At 37.8% G+C, this 20,851-nt stretch carries 24 protein-coding genes and 1 tRNA gene; 11 read left to right on the top strand and 14 right to left on the bottom strand.

Annotation, left to right across the window (positions count from 1 at the left end; genetic code table 11):
* Positions 1 to 376: 376 nt before the first annotated feature.
* Positions 377 to 700: a YnfA family protein gene (locus CYG50_RS05015; RefSeq protein ID WP_102138525.1), complete on the bottom strand. Its 324-nt coding sequence runs from the start codon at positions 698 to 700 to the stop codon at positions 377 to 379.
* Between the two features lie 64 nt (positions 701 to 764).
* Positions 765 to 1,031, bottom strand: a complete 267-nt coding sequence (locus CYG50_RS05010) for a DUF2798 domain-containing protein (RefSeq protein ID WP_102138524.1) — start codon at positions 1,029 to 1,031, stop codon at positions 765 to 767.
* Positions 1,032 to 1,135: 104 nt separating this feature from the next.
* Between CYG50_RS05010 and CYG50_RS05005 the strand changes: the two genes are divergently transcribed.
* Positions 1,136 to 1,666 (top strand): dihydrofolate reductase family protein, encoded by a 531-nt coding sequence (locus tag CYG50_RS05005; RefSeq protein ID WP_102138523.1) that lies wholly within the window; start codon positions 1,136 to 1,138, stop codon positions 1,664 to 1,666.
* Between the two features lie 47 nt (positions 1,667 to 1,713).
* Here the strand turns inward: CYG50_RS05005 and add are convergent, their stop codons facing one another.
* Positions 1,714 to 2,745, bottom strand: a complete 1,032-nt coding sequence (gene add / locus CYG50_RS05000; protein ID WP_232368195.1) for an adenosine deaminase — start codon at positions 2,743 to 2,745, stop codon at positions 1,714 to 1,716.
* Between the two features lie 135 nt (positions 2,746 to 2,880).
* Between add and CYG50_RS04995 the strand changes: the two genes are divergently transcribed.
* The gene (locus tag CYG50_RS04995; protein ID WP_102138522.1) at positions 2,881 to 3,549 is read left to right on the top strand and encodes a Crp/Fnr family transcriptional regulator; all 669 of its coding nucleotides are present in this window, start codon (positions 2,881 to 2,883) and stop codon (positions 3,547 to 3,549) included.
* A 50-nt stretch (positions 3,550 to 3,599) separates the two neighbouring features.
* On the opposite strand, the gene CYG50_RS04990 is transcribed toward CYG50_RS04995, so the two are convergent.
* The 5 genes from CYG50_RS04990 to CYG50_RS04965 all read right to left on the bottom strand — a co-directional run bounded on the left by CYG50_RS04990 (position 3,600) and on the right by CYG50_RS04965 (position 7,159).
* The gene (locus tag CYG50_RS04990; RefSeq protein WP_102138521.1) at positions 3,600 to 4,028 is read right to left on the bottom strand and encodes a TOBE domain-containing protein; all 429 of its coding nucleotides are present in this window, start codon (positions 4,026 to 4,028) and stop codon (positions 3,600 to 3,602) included.
* 191 nt (positions 4,029 to 4,219) lie between these two features.
* Positions 4,220 to 5,113: a pirin family protein gene (locus CYG50_RS04980; RefSeq protein ID WP_102138520.1), complete on the bottom strand. Its 894-nt coding sequence runs from the start codon at positions 5,111 to 5,113 to the stop codon at positions 4,220 to 4,222.
* Between the two features lie 27 nt (positions 5,114 to 5,140).
* A complete protein-coding gene (locus CYG50_RS04975) occupies positions 5,141 to 5,416 on the bottom strand; it encodes a GNAT family N-acetyltransferase (RefSeq protein WP_166185345.1) in 276 nt (91 codons plus the stop codon).
* Positions 5,417 to 5,621: 205 nt separating this feature from the next.
* Positions 5,622 to 6,305 (bottom strand): hypothetical protein, encoded by a 684-nt coding sequence (locus tag CYG50_RS04970; RefSeq protein WP_102138518.1) that lies wholly within the window; start codon positions 6,303 to 6,305, stop codon positions 5,622 to 5,624.
* A gap of 766 nt (positions 6,306 to 7,071) precedes the next feature.
* Positions 7,072 to 7,159 (bottom strand) — tRNA-Ser (locus CYG50_RS04965).
* A gap of 183 nt (positions 7,160 to 7,342) precedes the next feature.
* Here CYG50_RS04965 and CYG50_RS04960 point away from each other — a divergent pair.
* Positions 7,343 to 7,672: a TusE/DsrC/DsvC family sulfur relay protein gene (locus CYG50_RS04960; protein WP_004256090.1), complete on the top strand. Its 330-nt coding sequence runs from the start codon at positions 7,343 to 7,345 to the stop codon at positions 7,670 to 7,672.
* 6 nt (positions 7,673 to 7,678) lie between these two features.
* Here the strand turns inward: CYG50_RS04960 and CYG50_RS04955 are convergent, their stop codons facing one another.
* Positions 7,679 to 7,957 (bottom strand): acylphosphatase, encoded by a 279-nt coding sequence (locus CYG50_RS04955; RefSeq protein WP_181489865.1) that lies wholly within the window; start codon positions 7,955 to 7,957, stop codon positions 7,679 to 7,681.
* A 219-nt stretch (positions 7,958 to 8,176) separates the two neighbouring features.
* Here CYG50_RS04955 and hspQ point away from each other — a divergent pair, with 219 nt between their 5' ends.
* The gene (hspQ, locus tag CYG50_RS04950) at positions 8,177 to 8,497 is read left to right on the top strand and encodes a heat shock protein HspQ (RefSeq protein ID WP_004256095.1); all 321 of its coding nucleotides are present in this window, start codon (positions 8,177 to 8,179) and stop codon (positions 8,495 to 8,497) included.
* 84 nt (positions 8,498 to 8,581) lie between these two features.
* Here the strand turns inward: hspQ and CYG50_RS04945 are convergent, their stop codons facing one another.
* Positions 8,582 to 8,995 (bottom strand): CoA-binding protein, encoded by a 414-nt coding sequence (locus CYG50_RS04945; RefSeq protein ID WP_102138516.1) that lies wholly within the window; start codon positions 8,993 to 8,995, stop codon positions 8,582 to 8,584.
* A 114-nt stretch (positions 8,996 to 9,109) separates the two neighbouring features.
* On the opposite strand from CYG50_RS04945, the gene CYG50_RS04940 reads away from it, so the two are divergent.
* Complete coding sequence (locus CYG50_RS04940) at positions 9,110 to 9,568, top strand: methylglyoxal synthase (RefSeq protein ID WP_102138515.1); 459 nt, start codon at positions 9,110 to 9,112, stop codon at positions 9,566 to 9,568.
* A gap of 55 nt (positions 9,569 to 9,623) precedes the next feature.
* Here the strand turns inward: CYG50_RS04940 and helD are convergent, their stop codons facing one another.
* Positions 9,624 to 11,675: a DNA helicase IV gene (helD, locus tag CYG50_RS04935; protein ID WP_102138514.1), complete on the bottom strand. Its 2,052-nt coding sequence runs from the start codon at positions 11,673 to 11,675 to the stop codon at positions 9,624 to 9,626.
* 123 nt (positions 11,676 to 11,798) lie between these two features.
* Between helD and yccS the strand changes: the two genes are divergently transcribed.
* Positions 11,799 to 13,949, top strand: a complete 2,151-nt coding sequence (yccS, locus tag CYG50_RS04930; protein ID WP_148241594.1) for a YccS family putative transporter — start codon at positions 11,799 to 11,801, stop codon at positions 13,947 to 13,949.
* 99 nt (positions 13,950 to 14,048) lie between these two features.
* On the opposite strand, the gene CYG50_RS04925 is transcribed toward yccS, so the two are convergent.
* A complete protein-coding gene (locus tag CYG50_RS04925; protein ID WP_102138513.1) occupies positions 14,049 to 14,663 on the bottom strand; it encodes a TfoX/Sxy family DNA transformation protein in 615 nt (204 codons plus the stop codon).
* A 231-nt stretch (positions 14,664 to 14,894) separates the two neighbouring features.
* Here CYG50_RS04925 and sulA point away from each other — a divergent pair, with 231 nt between their 5' ends.
* The gene (gene sulA, locus CYG50_RS04920) at positions 14,895 to 15,416 is read left to right on the top strand and encodes an SOS-induced cell division inhibitor SulA (RefSeq protein ID WP_102138512.1); all 522 of its coding nucleotides are present in this window, start codon (positions 14,895 to 14,897) and stop codon (positions 15,414 to 15,416) included.
* Between the two features lie 355 nt (positions 15,417 to 15,771).
* Positions 15,772 to 16,860 (top strand): porin OmpA, encoded by a 1,089-nt coding sequence (ompA, locus tag CYG50_RS04915; RefSeq protein ID WP_102138511.1) that lies wholly within the window; start codon positions 15,772 to 15,774, stop codon positions 16,858 to 16,860.
* A 181-nt stretch (positions 16,861 to 17,041) separates the two neighbouring features.
* Here the strand turns inward: ompA and matP are convergent, their stop codons facing one another.
* A complete protein-coding gene (gene matP, locus CYG50_RS04910) occupies positions 17,042 to 17,509 on the bottom strand; it encodes a macrodomain Ter protein MatP (protein WP_102138510.1) in 468 nt (155 codons plus the stop codon).
* A gap of 173 nt (positions 17,510 to 17,682) precedes the next feature.
* On the opposite strand from matP, the gene CYG50_RS04905 reads away from it, so the two are divergent.
* The 3 genes from CYG50_RS04905 to fabA all read left to right on the top strand — a co-directional run bounded on the left by CYG50_RS04905 (position 17,683) and on the right by fabA (position 20,419).
* Positions 17,683 to 17,859 carry a GhoT/OrtT family toxin gene (locus tag CYG50_RS04905; RefSeq protein WP_004909646.1) on the top strand — a complete coding sequence of 59 codons (177 nt, stop codon included), beginning with the start codon at positions 17,683 to 17,685 and terminating at the stop codon, positions 17,857 to 17,859.
* Positions 17,860 to 18,067: 208 nt separating this feature from the next.
* Positions 18,068 to 19,804 carry an AAA family ATPase gene (locus CYG50_RS04900; protein WP_102138509.1) on the top strand — a complete coding sequence of 579 codons (1,737 nt, stop codon included), beginning with the start codon at positions 18,068 to 18,070 and terminating at the stop codon, positions 19,802 to 19,804.
* 96 nt (positions 19,805 to 19,900) lie between these two features.
* Positions 19,901 to 20,419, top strand: a complete 519-nt coding sequence (gene fabA / locus CYG50_RS04895) for a bifunctional 3-hydroxydecanoyl-ACP dehydratase/trans-2-decenoyl-ACP isomerase (protein WP_004909641.1) — start codon at positions 19,901 to 19,903, stop codon at positions 20,417 to 20,419.
* Positions 20,420 to 20,550: 131 nt separating this feature from the next.
* Here the strand turns inward: fabA and rmf are convergent, their stop codons facing one another.
* Positions 20,551 to 20,721 (bottom strand): ribosome modulation factor, encoded by a 171-nt coding sequence (gene rmf, locus CYG50_RS04890; RefSeq protein ID WP_004256131.1) that lies wholly within the window; start codon positions 20,719 to 20,721, stop codon positions 20,551 to 20,553.
* Positions 20,722 to 20,851: the final 130 nt, after the last annotated feature.

The raw sequence follows: 20,851 nt of genomic DNA, 5'->3' as shown, positions 1-20,851 counted from the left end.
AGAGAATAGCAGCCTAATATGATTAGATATTGCCTAAAATCAATGAAAGTGAAAATAAAAGTTTAATTAATATTAACTGAGTAGTTAAACATCAATTAAAATTACTACCAATAGAGTATTTATTGTTAAATTGATTTAGATCAAATGTTACATTTTAAAATATTTTAGTTAAATGCAGTTTTAATTAACATTTCATAAAAGAAAATAGTTTAATTTCGTAAAACAATAACCCTTACATTTAATTTAAAATTCAAATGTGGATCTAGCATTTATTTGATGAAATAAACATAAAGAGATAATGCTGTAGCCATCTTAGTCCCCTCATTATCTTAAAATAAATAATTAAATTTTTAAGATAATGAGATAACATTATCATCTATTCCCAACCACTAATAATGATCCCAGCCCCTACAAGTACAACCAGAGCACCCACCCAATCAGTCACAGTAAGAGAGACACCATCAACCACTTTCAGCCAGACTAATGCTGTGACAATATATATCCCACCATAAGTTGCATAAATTCGTCCGCTCGCTTCTGGGTGTAATGTCAGCAACCAAACAAACAGCATTAAACTTAAGGCTGCAGGAATTAATAACCAAGCCCCACCTTGTTTTTTCATCCAAAGATAAGGAAAGTAACAACCTGCAATTTCAGCTAATGCTGTAATAAAGAACAAACCAATAATTTTTATCGACATAAAATCCCATTCAAAATAGTGCCCATAAATTTCACCTTTATATTAGCAATTTTAACACTCACTGTTATGCATTTTTAACTAACATCAGTGAAATTCGCCTTGCAATCGGTAAGACAAAAAATACGGTCGGGAAAGCAATCATCCAAGAGAGCATCCACGAACTCAGCCAAGGAAAAAACACTTCGCTGGTGAAGCCCAAAGCTCTTATCGTACTAATCAGCGAAACAATTCCACTCATGACAAGGGATAAAAAGAAAGGAACAAGAAAAATCATTGCACGAGCGGGTAACTTGGGAATACCTAAAACATAATTACGGTCTTGATATGACATAAAAAATCCAAGGTTGGCGGGCACATAAAGCACTATATCACCTGTATTATTACACTTTCATTCATTATTATAAGCTGTAAAACAATTCGAATAGGTACCATATTATGATTTCAGGACATGTATTTATAGCAACCAGCTTAGACGGTTATATCGCCCGAAAAAATGGTGATATTGATTGGCTACAATCCTTCGACTCAACAAATGAAGATCACGGATATCATGATTTTATGAGTCATATTGATGCTATCGTTATGGGACGTGGTACTTATGAAACACTCTCTCATATGATCCCTTGGCCATATGAGTTGCCAGTTATAGTGCTTTCTTCATCATTAGCCAGTCTGCCAATCCCTGAACATTTAATTGGCAAAGTTCGCTTCCTCAATCACCTCCCCGAAGAAGCCATGGCCCTATTAGAAAAAGAAGGACATCAACATATTTATATTGATGGCGGGCAAATAGTTCAATCATTTATAAACAGCGGGTTAATCAATAAACTGATTATTACACGATTACCTATATTACTTGGCAACGGGCGCTCACTATTTGGCCCAATACAGCAAGATATTCGCCTAAAACATATCCAAACCATTACCTTCCCATCCGGCTTTGTACAATCACACTATGAGATTTAATGAGTTAAAAGGGAAAAGTGGTATTCCACCGCTCCCCTCAATGATGCTTAAAGCCAATTTTTGATTTTATTAGTTAATTGTTCTCGCACAATATCATTAAGAAAACTTGCCTCTAACGCGTGCACATTACACTGAATAAAATCGTCAATAGTCCAGTTAAAAACCTTGTGTAATAACTGGTATTCTTGATTTAATGTCGTATTCGCAACTGTTCGCGCATCAGTGTTAATATTCAGCCTTACACCACGTTTCTTTAATTCGTTAACTGGGTGTACTTGAATACTGTCAAAAACATTACAGGTAATATTACAGCTAGGACAAACTTCAAGTAATATCTTATTAAGCTTTAACCGTTCGATTATTTCGTCACTTTCAATACTTCTTACGCCGTGTCCAATACGGGATACTTTTAGTTTATCGAGTGTTTCAAGCACACTTTCATACCCTAAAGCTTCCCCTGCATGAGCAATCACATGGCCACCATATGAGCGAACATAATCAAACGCAGCTTGATGGTTACTCAGTGTAAACCTAGCTTCATCTGCAGCTAAATCTAATGCAACAACATTACTGCCTTGATAATCAATAACTAGTTGAGCCGTCTCCAAGCTTTGTTGCTCAGTAAAATGGCGTAAGGTACATAGTATTAGCCTAGCTTCGATAGCGTATTTTTCTTTGGCTTGTTCCATGGCGTCCAAAACAACTTCGACTACTTCTGCACTTTTCAGTCCTTTTCTAAGATGTAACAACGGAGCAAAACGTAGCTCAACATAAATAACATTATCGTTTTGTAGTTGTTCAAATAAATCATTTACTGCAAGAGAAATTGCCATTTTAGTTTGTAAAATATCAAGTTGTGGCTCTATACACTTTAAAAAATCACCTAGATCTTCACATTTTTCAGGCGCAATAAATGCGCTAGCAAATTCGTTAAATGAAATGGATGGGTTAGCTTGCTTTACATAGTGAAAACTTAAGCAAGTGTCTAAATGCACATGTAATTCGACTTTAGGCATTAAATTTATCTTTTCATGCATATCATCAGTACAGCCAACTCTATTCGATAATTGTTCTTTCATGTATATCTCCTTCTATTGAATATCACCTAAACTAACAGTTCATCAATAGATAAAAAAAGGACATACGTCCTTTTTTACACTTGCGAATCTATGCCATACTGCTCATTGTAAATACACACATTGATAGAATAAATAATGAAAAAAATTATCTCTTCTGAAAAAATCAAAGAATATTTTACTCTCTATCAGCTTGATAAAATTCTGACTGAAGAAACAATAAAGTCAGCAAAATTTATTAAAATCAGCTCATCTGAATACTTAATGTCGCAAAATGATACAATTAAATTTATCTACTTTCTTTTAGAGGGAAAACTACAAGTTGAACGCTATGAAATAAATGGCGAGCATGTTGTTTTTTCATTTGAAAATGCGTTTTCAGTTATTGGTGACTTAGAATTATTTCAGAACAATGATGCCAAAAACACCCGTATTTACAGTACGATACAGGCAGTCACAGATTGTGAATTACTCGCATTTCCACTACAAATTATTCAAAAGAAAGAACTTAGCTCCCCTATTTTTTTACAATTTATATGTCAACATCTTAGCAAAAAGCTTTTTAACGCATCGCAGCTACACTCTTCTTCTGCATTTTCTGTTGAATATAAATTAAGACGTTATTTAGTTTTTGCCGAAAACCAGTATGGATCTGAATTTAAATTGGAAAATCGCGATTCAATAGCCGCCATGCTTGGTGTGTCTGTCAGGCAACTAAACCGCACATTAATAAAACTAGTTGAAGGTAAGCTTATTGAGCTTAAAGGTAAAAAAATTAAAATTATTAACCTAAAAAAGGTTAACTGACTGAAAGTGAATTACAAAAGGCTGCCATAACAGCCTTTCAACAATTTTTACTATTCCTTAGTTGCCAAAATAACACTGGAAGCTTTGATAATGGCAGTTACTTTACTTTTAACATTTAATCCCAACTCTACGGTACTATTATTTGTTACCACTGCAGATAATAAAGTTCCCGCACTGGTTTTTAAATTTACCACAGAATTAACGCTCCCTTTTTCAATGGATTCAATCACGCCATTAAATTGATTACGAGCAGAGAAATTATATTCTTCAGCGTTGGACACAAGCACAACCCAAGGTGCTTTTATTACTGCCGTTGCCACTTTACCTTTTTCTAAACCAAGTTGTTTGGTACTATTTTTAGTAATCACTGCCGCAATACTTTCACCATTGCCTAAATCGAGTATAATTTCATCATTTACCGCTCCCATAACAATGGACTCAACAACACCTGAAAGTTGGTTTCTTGCAGAAATAGCCATTAAACATCTCCTATACTTTAATAAAATACGACTTCAGTAAGATTATTTTTTAATAATTTAATACTATTGCCATTTGAATTAAGATTCAAAACAAAATCGCATTTATAGGCAATATGCTTAGCGTTATAGTCGTATTTAGAATGACTTACTCCTTCATTTCATATAATAAACAAAGGAGTAACTTAAACTGATTACGGCATAACTGGAGCCAGTGTTGGCTCGCGCCTATCATTAAAAACGTTCCCAAAACGAGAACTTCCTTGGTTCCATTCCTCAACTGCGTTATGAATATCAGCTTTAGTTCGGCCAATAAAATTCCACCACATCAACACAGGTTCATTTAAAGGCTCACCACCCAGTAATAAAATATGGCTATCTGTGGCGAGTTCTACAGAAACTTCAGTTATATTTTTGCCTAAATAAACTAATTCATTACTATTAACTTGCTGCCCTTCAATAACAGCACTGCCACTTACCACAAAAATACCGTATTCAAATTCAGAGCGTAACGTTAAAATTTGTCGAGCGGATTTCTTCGCAACAATATCGAGCCCGATCAACGAAGAAAATGTTAATGTTGGTGCTTTATAAGTTCCATATTCCCCAACGAGTAAATTGAAGTATGTTTCACCTTCAGACCAACGTGGCAATATAGGATAATGGTCAAAACGAGGGGCAATATCTTTAACTGCTTCAGGTAAAGCAATCCACAATTGCACTGCATGTAACTGGCGACTCTCTCCATGGGTATCTTCAGAATGGCTGATCCCATGACCCGCTGTCATTAAATTGACCTGCCCTGGCCGAATAACCTGTTCATAGCCAAGACTGTCTCGGTGTAATACCTCACCTTCAATCATCCAAGTGAATGTTTGTAAAGCTGTATGAGGGTGAGGTGATACCTTCATCCCCTCTGAATCGCCTTTAAAAACCGTAGGCCCTGCATGGTCAAGAAAACACCAAGCACCTATTAGTCTCCGCTCTCTTGTCGGTAAAACTCGTGCAACAGGAAGCCCACCAACATCTTTCGAACGTGCTGTAATCAACTGTAAATCAGGTATTTTATCATTATGTTGAATACTCATGCTTACCTCATCAGTAATTAACAGATATTATTGGCGGATATCACTGTATTCAGGTGTTCTATCGAATATTGCTTTTGCAAAAGGACATAATGGAATAATTTTTCGCCCTTCTTCTCTCATTCGCTCAACAACCTTAGCAACTAATCGCTTTGCAATGCCCTGTCCTTTTAAGCTTTCATCAACCACTGTATGGTCAATAATCACTAAGTCGTCACCAGTATAAACAAAAGTTATTTCGGCAAGGCGCGTTTGCTTGTCATCAGATAAAATAAAAAAGCTATTGTGATTGGATTGGATATTCATCATAAATAACGCCTCTACGTTAAATCAATTTAACTTAGAGTATGTGAGGTATGCTGAAAAGACAATATTCTTCAATTGTCGATGTGATCCAAATATTTTGAAGTTAAAATAAGAATAAAGTGAGAAAAGATGCTGCGACAGCGCTTAACTAGAGACTAAATTTAGTTTAACGCTGTTTTCAACTAGTTCATTAATGTGATGCACATTAATTGTCAGAAAAATTACTTATCACCGTATAGGTTAATGAATTTTCTGAACTATCGATAATTTTTAATTTTACATTTCGATAAGAAATAATATCGCTATTCTTAAGGTTATACTGAATATTATCTCCAAATCCTTGATTCTCAATATTTGAACCTATTCTCTGATAACTAACATCGACAACCTTGTCATTTATCCCATTGAAAATTAAGGCTTGTTCAAATGAATCACCATCAGAATTATTTAGTTTTACCTGTTCGATTTGTGCTTTATCACTACAAACAGCGACATTAACATCTGTCACGATACAGATCTCATTAGGACCAGACCCTTTTTTAATTAAAAGTGAATTCCACGGTTGCCCTAAAACCTCAACAGTGACCGAGCCAGAATCAACGATTTGGTCTGGCATATAAAAATCGCCTTTATCACTTGAACCCACTTTCTTGAATACACCGGGGATAATTTTGTAAGCCAAATCTATCTGTACTGGGTTTAATACTTTAATTCCGTCTATTTCACTAATATTGCCTTCTCTTACTAAGGGTTGCCCTACTGTAATATGGTTGACCTGGCCTATTTTAGGTTCACTGATTTTTTGTGAGTCAGGGACATAGTTATACTCAGTTACCGCACACCCAGATAAAGAAGCAATACAAAAAGCAGGAATTAATAATTTATTCATCTTGATAAATCCATGGAGTTAAGATACTAAATAATATATTTATAAAACAGTTACAACAAGTTACTATTTGTATCCTCTGATACACATCAAACCTTTGGTTTATCATTCCGTTTGAATTTTTCTCTACTTATATTGAATACTAAAAAATACTGTAACTATTCCGTCTTATTCATATTTAAATTAATAAAATGTTATAAACGAAGCATTAATAGTTATAAATGTACAAAATAACCATTTTACAGATGGATAATCCACCTTATGAGATATTAATAACACAAGCAATTGCTTTTAATGCACATCAACATTTTAATCAAAGAAAGCCACTCAAAAAAGAACTACGCGAATTAGAACAATTACCCATGAAGCCACCGTAGCTGGATAAGTAATAATTAGCCTTAAAACAATGAAAATATATTCATAGTTTATTAAAATGACAGTTCGGCAATAATTTTAAAAAATCCGCCGAAGTGGATATTACCATTTTAATTATTAGACATATGAGAATCATCCGATATTTAAGTAAAAGTAACCTAATACCCCAGTATTGCACCAATCAAAACGATATAAAAGATGATAGCAGCGATAATGCCAGCATGTAGGATTTATCTACAGGAAAATTGTAGAGGGAATTTCTATACAAAAAACTATACAACAAATTGTAGAGGATTTAGAAAGGCGTTAGTAGGTTCGGTAGTGTGTAATTTCGCTAGAATGCTTGATTTACTTGGGATTGGAAGACTTTGGAAGACGTTACTAGAAGTGAAGATGGCGGAGGAGGAGAGATTCGAACTCTCGGATGGTTTCCCATCGGCGGTTTTCAAGACCGCTGCCTTCAGCCGCTCGGCCACCCCTCCGCAATGACGTGCACTATAAACATCCTCTCATTGGATGTAAACCCCTAATGTGATCATTCGCTTTAAAAATATACGTCTTTCATACTGTTAGGCGAAAATATCAACACTCTAACGACTTTACTTGGGTTACATCTCTATTTTTGCTAAATTTACGTTCTAATTTTATTTGAGTTGAAAAAGAGTATGTTGGTTTTTAATAATCAAGAAATAGAAACAGATGCGCAAGGTTACCTGCTTGACAGCCAACAATGGAGTGAAGAATTAATTCCTTTACTCGCGCAGCAAGAAGATATTGAAATTACCAATGAACACCTCGAAATTATCCGTTTCGTCAGGAATTTCTATTTGGAATTTAATACCTCTCCTGCTATTCGTATGTTAGTTAAAGCAGTTTCCCAGCAGTTTGGGGAAGAAAAAGGCAATAGCCGCTATTTATACCGGTTATTTCCTAAAGGTCCTGCTAAACAAGCGACTAAACTTGCAGGCCTGCCAAAACCGGTGAAATGCATTTAATTTCCGCTAATAGCGGACACTAAAGTCCGCTATTGGCTCGGTTTTCCAGTTTTCGGTAAAAAAATGGTCTACCTTTGCCCCTGGAGGCCCCCCAGCTTTCAGCCACTCATCAACAAACTCAATATCTTGCTCTGAGCCATAAACAGCTAGCTTAACACTACCGTCATCCCGGTTACACACAAAGCCTTTTATGCCATTCTGATTAGCCCAATGATAGGTCTGGTAACGAAACCCAACCCCTTGAACACGACCATAAATATAAAAATATCGACCTGATGTAATCATGTGAGCCTCCATTGTCAGAGCATAATGTATTGATACCTTCTTTTAACAGTTGTTTTTTATTCATTGAACAGATAATCTGCTAAATGAGGCACTGCTTTTGATCGTTACGTATAAAGACAGTGTATTGCGTTATTGATAATTGTCTATATCTTAGCTTGAAAACGCGTAGCACTGCCCATATATAGTTTGAAGTATAAGCAAGGCTTTTAGGAGGTCGCTATGATGATCACCAGTAAATATGGAATCGGGCAACAAGTTAGACACAAACTTCTCGGCTACTTAGGCGTTGTTGTCGATGTAGACGCTGAGTATTCGCTCGAACAACCACATGATGATGATATTGCCGCTAACAGCACACTACGCGATCTACCTTGGTATCATGTTGTTATGGAAGATGACAATGGGGATGCTGTTCATACTTATTTGGCTGAAGCTCAAATTACTTATGAAACCGTAGAAGACCATCCAGAGCAACCATCAATGGATGAACTAGCGGAATCAATAAGGTCTCAGTTGCAAGCACCTCGCCTTCGCAACTAACCTTCAAATATTTATATTGTTATTTATGAACGCAACCGTAAAGCAGCTCACTAGCTGCTTTACTTTTTTAACGCTAGAAATACTTTATTTTTCAAGACCTAAAGCAGGTATTTCTTGTTTTGGGCATTTATCCATAACAAACTGCAAACCAGCCTGCAAAGCGATTTGCTGTGCTTCTTCACTAATCACCCCTTTTTGTAACCACAAAACTTTAGCTTTAATTTCCACTGCTTCTCTGGCCACTCCTACTGCAGCTTCTGCATTACGAAACACATCGACCATGTCAATAGGCTCTGGTATGTCACTAAGTTTTTCGTATACAAGCTGCCCTAATAAAGTTTGCCCTGCCAATTTGGGGCTCACTGGAATAACGGTATAGCCTTGATGCAAAAGATATTCCATAACTTCATAACTCGGCCTATTTGCCTTATCACTCGCTCCCACTAAAGCAATAGTTCGAACACACTTTAAAATTTCAGCAATTTCTTGATCTCTCATCAAAATATCTCCCAAAACCTATAAACTATTCATTAGCATTATGATATATGTTGTATATCTTTGCTCATTCAATTTTTAAAGATGTTTATCTCGCATCTTACTTAAGGGAATATCATGGAATCAACAACCCGTAAAATTACAGCCTCAAAAAATATTGCTTTGGTTGCCCATGACCACTGTAAACCTTCATTATTATCTTGGACTAAGAAAAACAATGAACGGCTCCAAACTCACAAATTATACGCAACCGGCACAACAGGTAATTTAATCCACCAGCACACTGGGTTGCCAGTCACCAGTATGCTAAGTGGCCCTATGGGGGGAGACCAGCAAATAGGCTCAATGATCGCAGAACAAAAAATCGACCTCTTGATTTTCTTCTGGGACCCTCTTAACGCTGTACCTCATGACCCTGATGTTAAAGCATTGCTACGTTTGGCTACAGTTTGGAATATTCCTGTCGCGACCAACCCTGCAACTGCTGATTTTTTAATCACATCACCCTATTTTGATAATGTAATAGACGTCGTTATTCCTGATTACGAAAGCTATTTAAATAAACGAACTAACTAATCTACCAATGTTAAGCGCCACAGCATTCTGGCGCTTAATACAAAATAAGATTACCTTAAGGTTTCTTTTGCTTTGGAACGCCCAATTGCTTGAGTTCATCAACAAATTCTGACGGTTTTTCTGGGTCATAGAGTAACCAAACTTGCTGCTTAGCCCGTGTTAATGCGACATACAGCAAACGTCTTTCTTCTGCGTGATCAAAATCTTCTGGTTTAGGCAATAAAGCTCGCTCAATGATTGATTCGCGCGCAGGAGCAGGGAAACCATCCTTTCCGCTATTCAGACCACAAATGATGACATGGTCTGCTTGCTGCCCTTTTGAGGCATGAATCGTCATAAACTGAATATTTAATTTTGGCCAGCGAGTTTTGGCTTTATCTAAAATAGTAGGTTTTAAATAATGGTAGCGGGCTAGCACTAATACCGTTTCATCATCAAGCACATAGCCACTCATTTTGTCCAACAAACGTTCAAATGCATCCTCACAAAGAAGAATAACCGATTTTTTATTCCCTTTCGTTAAGCTATTCAATGGTTTATCTAGCTGCATTGGGTTTTGTAAAATAAACTGGTTAGCCACTTCACCAATACGCTCATTAAAACGATAAGTGGTGTCTAAAGCGCAAAGTTCTCCAATGCCAAAGTTATGCTCAAACGATGTTGTTAAGTCTAATTCTGCACCACTAAACCGATAGATAGCCTGCCAATCGTCTCCAACAGCAAATAACGTCGTTTGCTTATTCTGCTGTCGTAGTACCTGCAATAATTTAGCTCTAAGAGGCGAAATATCTTGGAACTCATCGACTAAAATATGTTTCCATGGGCTAATAAAACGCCCTTTCTCTAAAATATTAATGGCCTGATGAATTAATCCAGAAAAATCAATTGCACCTTCATCTTTCAAAGCGCTTTTCCACACTTTCAATAACGGCGCCATTAAACGAATGCGCTTTTGGAAAAGGTCCCTTATTTCTTCTTCCGTATTATCAATCATGTCCTTCTGGCTACCGCCATGCATACGCATTAAGCTTAGCCAACGGTCTAACCTAGCAGCCACTTTATTGCTTAATTTTTCGTCTTTCCAAAACTCACCGTCTGGAATTTCCCACTGCAATTCTTCAGAAAGCCATCCTCGCCAGCCTTTTGCTTGTGCTTTCTTTGCTGAACATTGTTCTCGCCATTCATTTAATAATAGTGTTTGCCGTTTTTGAGTGTCAGTTTCTAACTCACTAATTACTGGCGATTTTTTGCTACCTTCACGAATAATGTGTAAAGCAAGAGCATGAAAAGTTTTTGCTTCAATATCTTGTTGTAGTCGTGAATGAATACGTTCATTCATTTCATCTGCCGCTTTGCGACCAAAAGCTAACAATAGGATTTGTTCTGGTTTTGCCAAACCTCGCAAGATCAACCAGCCAGCCCTAGCCACGAGGACTGATGTTTTACCACTCCCAGCCCCCGCCAGTACTAATACGTTATCCTCACCATTAATTACAGATAAAGACTGTGAATAATTGAGTGGTGATGTTTCTACTTGCTGGAAAAAATCGTGATAGTGAACTAAGACAGACTCACACCAGTGATCGTTAATTTGCCGTCGACAGTTTTGGCCATTATTTAGCCAATTTAAGCATTCGTGATATTGTGGTGCACAATTTTCAAATAATAAAAGGCGCGCCAAAGGCATAGGTAGCGATGAGAATTTCTGTGATATTTTATCTTTTATCTCGGCTAAGTGGCGCAACGTCAACCAATGATCTTGTTGCGTCAATTGTTCAATCGAATTAACTAATTCACTCAATACACTAGCACTGACGTGGCTCATTTCAGTGCTCCATTGTTGCCATTTTTCATTTAAGTAATGATAAAAGCGCTGAGTTTGCTTCCATTCCGTACCATGTAAACGAACAACCTGCTCATTCACAATTTCAAATTCTAACTCCCCCCAAACAATCCCTCTCTTACAACGAATATCAATGAGTTCATTAAATGGGATAAGATATTGGTGGTTTTCACCACTCACTTCAATACCTGCGTTGAGCAAGCGAACCCGATTGTAGGGATGCTGAGCCAGACGCTGTCCAATCTGTGTTGATTTCAGTTCCATACGTCCTGCACCTGAGAAAATCAATGACAAAAATACGGTTGGCTTGATTCCAAACGGTTTTTTATTCCTTGCAAACAAGCTATCCTATATAGATTAGGGCTTGTCTTACCTTTGAGGTACTTTGTGCTAACACTGCTTACCAGTTATCGTCGTGTGCTATATAACAGCCATATTTTATATTATATCCGAATCTTTATAGCCCTGACAGGCGCAACCTTGGTGCCGTGGTTATTAAACCAAGAGCCTAAAATCACTATCCCACTTACCTTGGGCGTGGTTGCTGCAGCACTGACTGACTTAGATGATAGGCTAACTGGCAGAATAAAAAATTTAATTATTACACTTTTTTGTTTTTTTATTGCATCCGTTTCAATTGAACTGCTGTTTCCATACCCTTTGTTTTTCTTTTTTGGCCTCGCCTTTTCCACGTGTGGTTTTATTCTTCTTGGTGCTTTAGGGCAGCGATACGCAACCATCGCATTTGGTGCACTGTTAATTGCCATTTATACCATGCTCGGTGTACCTATTTTTGATACTTGGTACCAACAACCTGCATTATTACTCACAGGGGCAATTTGGTATAATATCTTAACTTTGATTGGCCATATTTTATTTCCTGTTAGGCCACTACAAGATGCAATAACCCAATGCTACCAGCAACTTTCAGCTTATCTAGATGCAAAAGCCAACTTATTTGACCCAGACTTAGAAGATGACTACCAACGTTCAGTTTATGATTTAGCTTTAGTAAACAGTCATTTAGTTAGCACCATGAACCAAGCTAAAATTGCATTACTGAGCCGATTAAAAGGAGATCGGGGACAAAAAGGCACGCGAAATTCACTGCATTATTATTTTGTTGCCCAAGATATTCACGAACGAGCAAGTTCATCTCACATACAATACCAACAACTTAGCCGTACTTTACGTCATTGTGATATTTTATTTCGTTTCCAACGCCTACTAACCATGCAAGCAAGAGCCTGCCAGCAAGTTGCTCAATCGGTTTTATGGCGTAAACAATACCAACATAACCCTCGTTTTGAACGTACCTTCACTTACATTGAAAAATCGCTACAGCTACTAAAACAGCAATCACCTGAGCTTCATGAAATTAAAGCTCTGTATAACTTGCTTAAAAACTTAAAAGGCATTGACGTTCAACTTAAAGGCCTAAGCCTTGAGCAAAGTACATGGCAGCAAAATAATAAACAAATAGAGCAATTATCTGACGAATCGTTATCAGGTATTAGTGATATTATTTCGCGAGTTAAACACCATTTAACCCCGAAATCCTCTTTATTTCGCCATGCGGTCAGAATGTCAATTCTCCTTTGTACTGGCTATATCATCATCCAACTATTTGATATGGAAAGAGGATATTGGATATTACTCACTAGCTTATTTGTATGCCAACCTAACTACAGCGCCACTAAACGCCGTTTAGCTCTACGTATAATAGGCACGATTGTTGGTATTCTCATTGGCTTACCCTTGCTGAATTTAATCCCTTCAATGGAAGGCCAACTCACGCTAATCGTTATTTCTGGTTTACTGTTCTTTATGTTTCGCAGTAGCCAATACGCCCAAGCAACCTTATTTATCACGCTACTCGTCTTGTTTTGTTTTAACCTACTTGGCGAAGGGTTTGACGTTGCACTTCCACGGATCATTGACACATTAATTGGTTGCTTTATTGCATTACTTGCCGTCAGCTTCATTTGGCCTGACTGGAAATTCCGTCAACTTCCCCAGGTCATACAAAAAACCATGGATAGCAACTGCCGTTATTTAGATGCTATTTTACAACAGTACTACCAAGGTAAAGACAACCGCCTTGAATATCGAATCGCACGAAGAGACGCACATAATAATGATGCAGAATTCGCTTCTATTGTCTCCAATATGGCTTCTGACCCTAAGTCTTATCGAATCACTCAAGAACAAGCTTTTCGCCTTCTCTGCTTAAACCACACTTTACTCAGCTATATCTCTGCATTAGGTGCGCATCGTGAAAAAATGCAAAATGAAGGTAATCTTTCATTACTCAACGACGCTATTTGTTATGTTGAATCATCGCTACAAATCACAACCATTGACCCACTCGTTATTGATGAAAAATCAGATAAACTTCGCCACAGTTTATTGCAGCGCATAGATAACATTTCAACCAGTGATGACGAAAAAACGTTACTTATCATGGAACAAACTAAGTTATTGCTCGAACTAATTCCTGAGATAAAACAAATAATTCGAACCATTAGTGCGTCATAAATATACCGATGAGCGGGTATTGAAATTCTAAATACCCGCCCATCTTCATATGGCGTAATGTAATATTAACTACAAAAATACCAGTCCACTTTCGCAGGTTTAGGCTGACGTCAACTCAAAACTATTATACCAAGCGATTAATTCTTGTTTGATATCCTTGGGTAAAACAGCACTATGGCACCCCTCTATTGCAGCGGCTAAGCCAATGAGTAACTTAATACTGGGGTTATTCCTACCATGTTTTTTTAACTTCATAAAACAAGCCTTTGCGCCCATCAAACGCAAATCATCAACATGAGATACACCTATTTTCCCTAGTGCGCGCTCAACCGACATATTCATATTAGGCAAATCTTTTATACGCATAGTCATTGATTGCTTTTGTTTTAATTCCTCGATAGCTGAACGGTATGCCAGCTCAATATATTGAAGAAACAAGGACTCGTCATGCCAAACTTGTTCCGAAAGTTGGTAGTAACGCATTTCCAATGGAATGCCTTTTTTAGTATAAACTAATCGATTAAACCCTGACGCTTCAAAGTGACTTCTTGCCACTAAGCAGCCACGCAAATAAAAACAACCGTCGAGTACCAACCCTACAATTGCATCATCGACTAATAGACAAAACCCACCGAAATGATTTTTACGTTTTAACTCGCCAAACTGACTTAACAAACGGGATAAATAAAAATTTTTTTCTTCTTCTAACAACATTACCAAACTCCTTTTTGGGTATGCTCAATTTTCATCCTTGAGAAAATTAATTTTATAATTTCTTTTTTTACAGATAATTACGCATAACCAATTTTGAGAGCATCCATAAAAAATGCCAAGAAGAATGCAGAAAAAAACAACAAAGTTGCGAAGCGCTTTGAAAAAATAGTCTTGATATTGGATGGATATACAGTTACTGTATGTTCATACAGCATTGTAACGAGGTAAATTATGAGCATCTATTCTTGGAACAACTCAACAGAACATTCTCTTAATAATTACGCACAATCAATCCCTGCGACAGGGCTTACTAACAGCTCTATGCAACAAGGTATGGTGAGCGAACTTGTTTACGATGAAAAACACCCTATTATGGATTACATTTTATTACCCATGCTTCGCCAGTTTGGGGTTCAATCACGCTGGTTACTCTGGCTAAGTCCTAATAAAAAACTCAGTAAACACTGGTTAGAACAATCAGGTATACCCACCAATAAAGTTATGCAATTAAATCATATGGAAGATATCACTACGATTGATGCCATGGAAAAAGCATTAAGAAGTGGTAATTATAGTGTGGTTTTGGGGTGGCTGCCGGAAATAAGCGAGCAAGATTTTATTCGTTTGCAATATGCTGCTCAAGAAGGCCGTTCTATCGGTTTAATTATGCGCCCACAGAAAACATATGATATGGTTAGTACACAAGCAGGACAGCCAAACCACTTAAAAATTCATTCAAATCATTACCACTAGGCAAGATTAAGAATTTTCTTACTAAATTTAACCTTTAGACATATTTGTCTCTAAAGTTAAATTAAAAGTATTGTAGATCAATCAGATAGATTAAAAATAATCATTGCTAAAAATATACATATCTCTCTGATTTATACACTAAAAAAACACTTTTTTTAACGATTATTGCTCACTCTACTTGTATCTTTTTAAGTTCGTTGTAGACTTTAGCTTGTTCGGCTTATGGCATTATTTTTTTACTTTTATTATTTTTTTGTAGATAATGTCTGCGAAACCTAGCAAGTAAATTAAACCAATGGCATATAATAAGGCTCAGCGAAGCCAAGCCAATATTGGATGATAACGAGGCGTAAAAATGAAAAAAACAGCTATCGCAGTAGCAGTGGCAGTAGCAGCTTTTGCAACCGTTGCACAAGCAGCTCCAAAAGATAACACTTGGTATACCGGTGCTAAATTAGGTTGGTCTCACTATGAAGACACTAGCCTGAATCCAGCAAAAACTGGTACAGACTATGCAGGTTGGGGCACTGTTGGTAACAGCACTGACCGTGACACAATCGGTGCAGGTGCCTACGCTGGTTACCAATATAACCAATACTTAGGCTTCGAGCTTGGCTATGATTGGTTCGGTAAAATGAAATACAAAGGCGCTGGTAACAGCGGTGACCTGAAATCTATGGGTGTTTCATTAACTACCAAATTAAGCTATCCAATCATGGATGACTTAGATGTTTACACTCGTTTAGGTGGTATGGTTTACCGTACAGAAGCTAAAGCTCACCAAAATGGCCAACGTTTCAAAGAAACTGACACTGGCGTTGCACCTGTATACGCATTAGGTCTTGAGTATGCAATCACTCCAGAGTGGGCTACTCGTTTAGACTACCAATGGGTTAGCAACTTAGGTGATAAAGACAACATCGGTACTCGTCCAGACAACGGCATGCTGAGCGTTGGTGTTGCTTACCGTTTCGGTCAAGCTGATGCTCCAGTTGTTGCTCCAGCTCCGGTTGTTGCTCCAGCTCCAGTTGTTGAAAACAAACGCTTTACTCTGCGTTCAGACGTTCTGTTTAACTTCAACAAAGCAAGCCTGAAACCAGAAGGTCAAGAAGCTCTGAATGAGCTGTACAACGAACTGAGCAGCATCGACCCAACTCAAGGTCGCGTACTGGTAGTTGGTTTCACTGACCGTATCGGTTCACAAAACTACAACCTGCCACTGTCACAAAAACGTGCTCAGTCTGTAGTTGACTACTTAGTTGCTAAAGGCGTTCCAGCTAGCGCAATCGCTGCAGAAGGCCGTGGTAAAGAAGATCCAGTAACTGGTAACAAATGTGACAATGTTAAAGGCCGTGCTGCTCTGATCGAGTGTTTAGCGCCAGACCGTCGCGTTGAAATCGAAATCCAAGGTACAACTGAAGTTGTAACTCAACCAGGTGCTTAATTCTTAGCCCTAGTTTGAATTTCGAACTGAAAAACAAAAACCCCAATGAATATTGGGGTTTTTTATTGTCAGAAATAACAAAACAAGTACAACCCCAAAATTTACTTTCAAAAATCTAATTCTGTAATAAGGGTATCTTGCTTGGACACACACGATGCAATGACGCTCATCACTGATTTTTTTAATTATCCCTTCCCTTTGGTGTCCCAAGGATAGCTTGTAAATCTTGTTTCAATGAGCTCATATGGCTTTCATATTTATCTTTATGTTCCGCGTCCTCAATCAACTGAATAATAGTTTCAGACAACGTCTTATTACGCTTCACAGCAAGATTAGACAAACGCTGCCACACCGAAAAGTTTAAATCTATTGATTTCTTACGTGTATGTGGGTGTTCTGCATTAAAATGACGCTTGCGCCTCGCTCGAATACTCTGTTTCATTCGATTATCAAGCTCTGGATTCATATGCAGAGTGATCCACTTTAGTACATCAATCGGTCTATTTTCCATTTTTAGCAGCAAGTCTATCGCTTCTTTTTCTGCGCTTCTTTCTATATAGCGGGTAATTGCTTCGCCACCCCTTGCCTTATTGACGAGGTATTCCCATTTCCAGCCACATTCAAGATTTTCAAGCTGCTGATATTTCATAATTTTTCCTGAAGAAAATTGAACCTATCTTTATATTAGCAAGATTATATACAAAATACTCAAGCAGATATTCGATTTAGTGGAATATTCACTCTTTCAATAAAGAAGATAACCTGCCCTTGTAAAAATAGTGTACAATCTGCCCCTATCTGTTAACAAATTAATAAAACTGCATGTCCACATTTGAATACATACTCGTCATCTATGGGATTGGCGGTGTATGCGCAATGCTATTTACCCTACTCGTAACAAAAGACCCTAACTGTTTTATGCGCTTACTGAGCGCCATACTTATTGGCTTAACTTGGCCAATGACACTACCAATCGTATTTATGTTTTCGTTATTCTAGTCGATAATTCAACAATTATTGCTGCAAGATTGCCTATCAAAGGCTAATATAGCAAGCTTGCCCATTGGGTAATGAATGAGCCTGAAATTTGTTTATAAAACAAACAATGTTATTTAGCAAATTTATTAAATAAACCTTATTCAGGCATATACGCCCAGCTTATTGGCAGGCATTTTATTTATAACCCTATTAATAGCAGATAATTATAGTGATCAGTCAAGAACTAACATGGCAAGGCCTAATTCCTAACTTATCGTCATTTCAGACGAAATTTGTATCTTCAGAAACGTTGACCCCTACAGTTTTATCAGATATTCAGCCTAGGCTATCTGATGGCATACAACATTTCGTTGATGAATTTGCCCAAACACGCTTTATGTTTATCAAGTCTGATGAAAGTGAGGCGTATCTTAGCCTTTATGCTAATGCAATTACCCCCTTACTGGCAGAGATAAATACCATTGATGGTGATTATCAATTATCTGAAGATAGCCGTCTTTTTCAGTGGAAAAGTGGTGTTAAAAGCCGTTTCTCTTCTCATGAAAAAATCGCTTACCGTAGTTGGATAGAACCCGAACAATTATTTGGCTATGTCACCCCTTCATTGAATTTAGTGCCAGGATTACTCCACCAAATTAATGGCGGGATCTTAGTTATCGCAGCTAGCGCATTAATCAATCAACCTTTAATGTGGGCTCGCCTAAAAAATATGGTTAACCGTCAACAACTTGAATGGTTGCCTTATTCTGAAAATCAGCCTTTACCGATTGAAATTGAGCCACAACCTTTAGAGCTTAAAGTTATTATTGTTGGTGATAGATTAGCTTTAGAAGAATTTGAATTTACATCACCGGAGCTATTTAGCTGCGCTATTTATGGCGAATATGAGCCTGTTATGTTCTTCGAAGATGAGGAACAATTGAGCTTATGGATGCGTTATATAAAATCCATTATTGACTCCAATAAATTACCACATATTTCGCCTGATGGATGGGTCCCTTTTATCCAACAAGCTGTACGTTACTGTGAGGATAAATTTAATCTTCCTCTTGATATTCTTTGGTTAGTTCGCTCTCTTGTTGATGCCAGCCATTACCATGTTAACCATTTGTTGACTCAAGAGTCATTTAAGCAAGCAAATGAAAACCGCCAATGGCGCCACAGTTTTCTTGCTGAACGTACTCAGGACGATATTCTGCAAGAACAAATCTTCGTTAAAACTGAGGGCGAAGTTATCGGCCAAGTTAATGGCTTGTCTGTCTTGCAATATCCAGGGCACCCTGACGCCATTGGTGAGCCATCCCGTATTACCTGTGTCGCACATTTAGGTGACGGTGAATTCACAGATGTAGAACGTAAAGCAGAGCTGGGTGGGAATATCCATGCCAAAGGCATGATGATCATGCAAGCCTATTTAAATTACGAGCTTAAATTAGAGCAACCTCAGCCTTTCTCCGCCTCTATCGTCTTTGAGCAATCTTATGGTGAAGTTGATGGTGATAGCGCATCACTCGCAGAGCTGTGCGCTTTAATTAGCGCATTATCACTACAGCCTATTGATCAACAAGTTGCTATCACAGGTGCGGTTGACCAATTTGGCTATGTTCAGCCTATTGGCGGGGTGAATGAAAAAATTGAAGGTTTCTTTGATATCTGTGAAAAGCGTGGGTTAACAGGCAACCAAGGTGTCATTATCCCAATGGCAAATGTTCGCCACTTATGTACTAAATCAGCTGTCGTTGAAGCCGTACAAGAAGGCCAATTCCATATTTGGCCTGTTGAACATGTCGCCCAAGCCATTACTTTACTGACTAAGCAACCTTACTTTGAACAACAAGCTGAAGAAGAAAATGTACACCTGTTAGCTTTAATTCAAGAACGAATCAATCAAGCAAACTCACCTGATAAAGCCAGACTTCCTTGGTTCTTAAAATGGATTAGTTAAGTAAAGATTGCGTAAAAAATAGCAGATCGGAGTTGTTCAGCGTACAAGTGTAAGCTATCCTGTAGCCCTACACATAATAAAGGCTATCTTAAGAACATGGTTGAGAAACGCGGATCCTACACAAAAGATGATTTAATTGCTTCTGGTAAAGGCGAGTTATTTGGAGAAAATGGTCCTCCACTCCCATCAGGAAACATGTTGATGATGGATCGTATCGTCAGTATGACTGAAGATGGCGGTACATTTAACAAAGGTTATGTGGAAGCTGAACTGGATATTAATCCAGACCTTTGGTTTTTTGGCTGCCACTTTACAAACGACCCTGTCATGCCAGGCTGTTTGGGCCTCGATGCAATGTGGCAGCTAGTTGGCTTCTACCTTGGCTGGCTCGGTGGTGAAGGTAAAGGACGTGCTTTAGGTGTTGGCGAAGTTAAATTTACTGGCCAAGTTCTGCCTACTGCGAAAAAAGTCACTTACCGCATCAGCTTTAAGCGCGTGATCAACCGTAAGCTGATCATGGGGTTAGCTGACGGTGAAGTATTAGTTGACGGTAAATTAATTTATACTGCAACGGACTTAAAAGTGGGTCTTTTTAAAGATACGAGCGCATTCTAAACATTTGAAATGCAAACCTCCGCAATCGCGGAGGTTCTTAAATGAATTGATGTCTTAAACTTAAAAACCCGAAAAATACTCAAGAAAACTAGTACAGGTTATTTAAGCTAAACGATCAAAGAATGTGGGGGTTACACCACCGCTATGGTTCGATCCTCCATCGCCTTTCGCCAACCACCTAGCCAATGCGACCGAGCATCTACTGCTTGATACGGGCACAACTCTTTAGAGCGCCCTGCTAAACCTGCTTGATAACCTCTTGATAAAGCTCTTTCTAAACGGTCTCGCTTCTGTCTTTTCATGCCTTACTTCCCTCATCATTTAAATGGAAAAGAAAACAGCACCTACTATTTTTAATAGGTACCCTATAGAAATAGCGCCCGTTGATAAAAAAATCAAGTAAAGATTTTCATATATTTGTCATAAATGGCA

This window comes from Providencia huaxiensis, from assembly GCF_002843235.3.
Classification (GTDB): domain Bacteria; phylum Pseudomonadota; class Gammaproteobacteria; order Enterobacterales; family Enterobacteriaceae; genus Providencia; species Providencia huaxiensis.
Note: the sequence above shows the minus strand (reverse complement) of the source record. Positions and strands in the feature narration are given on the sequence as shown.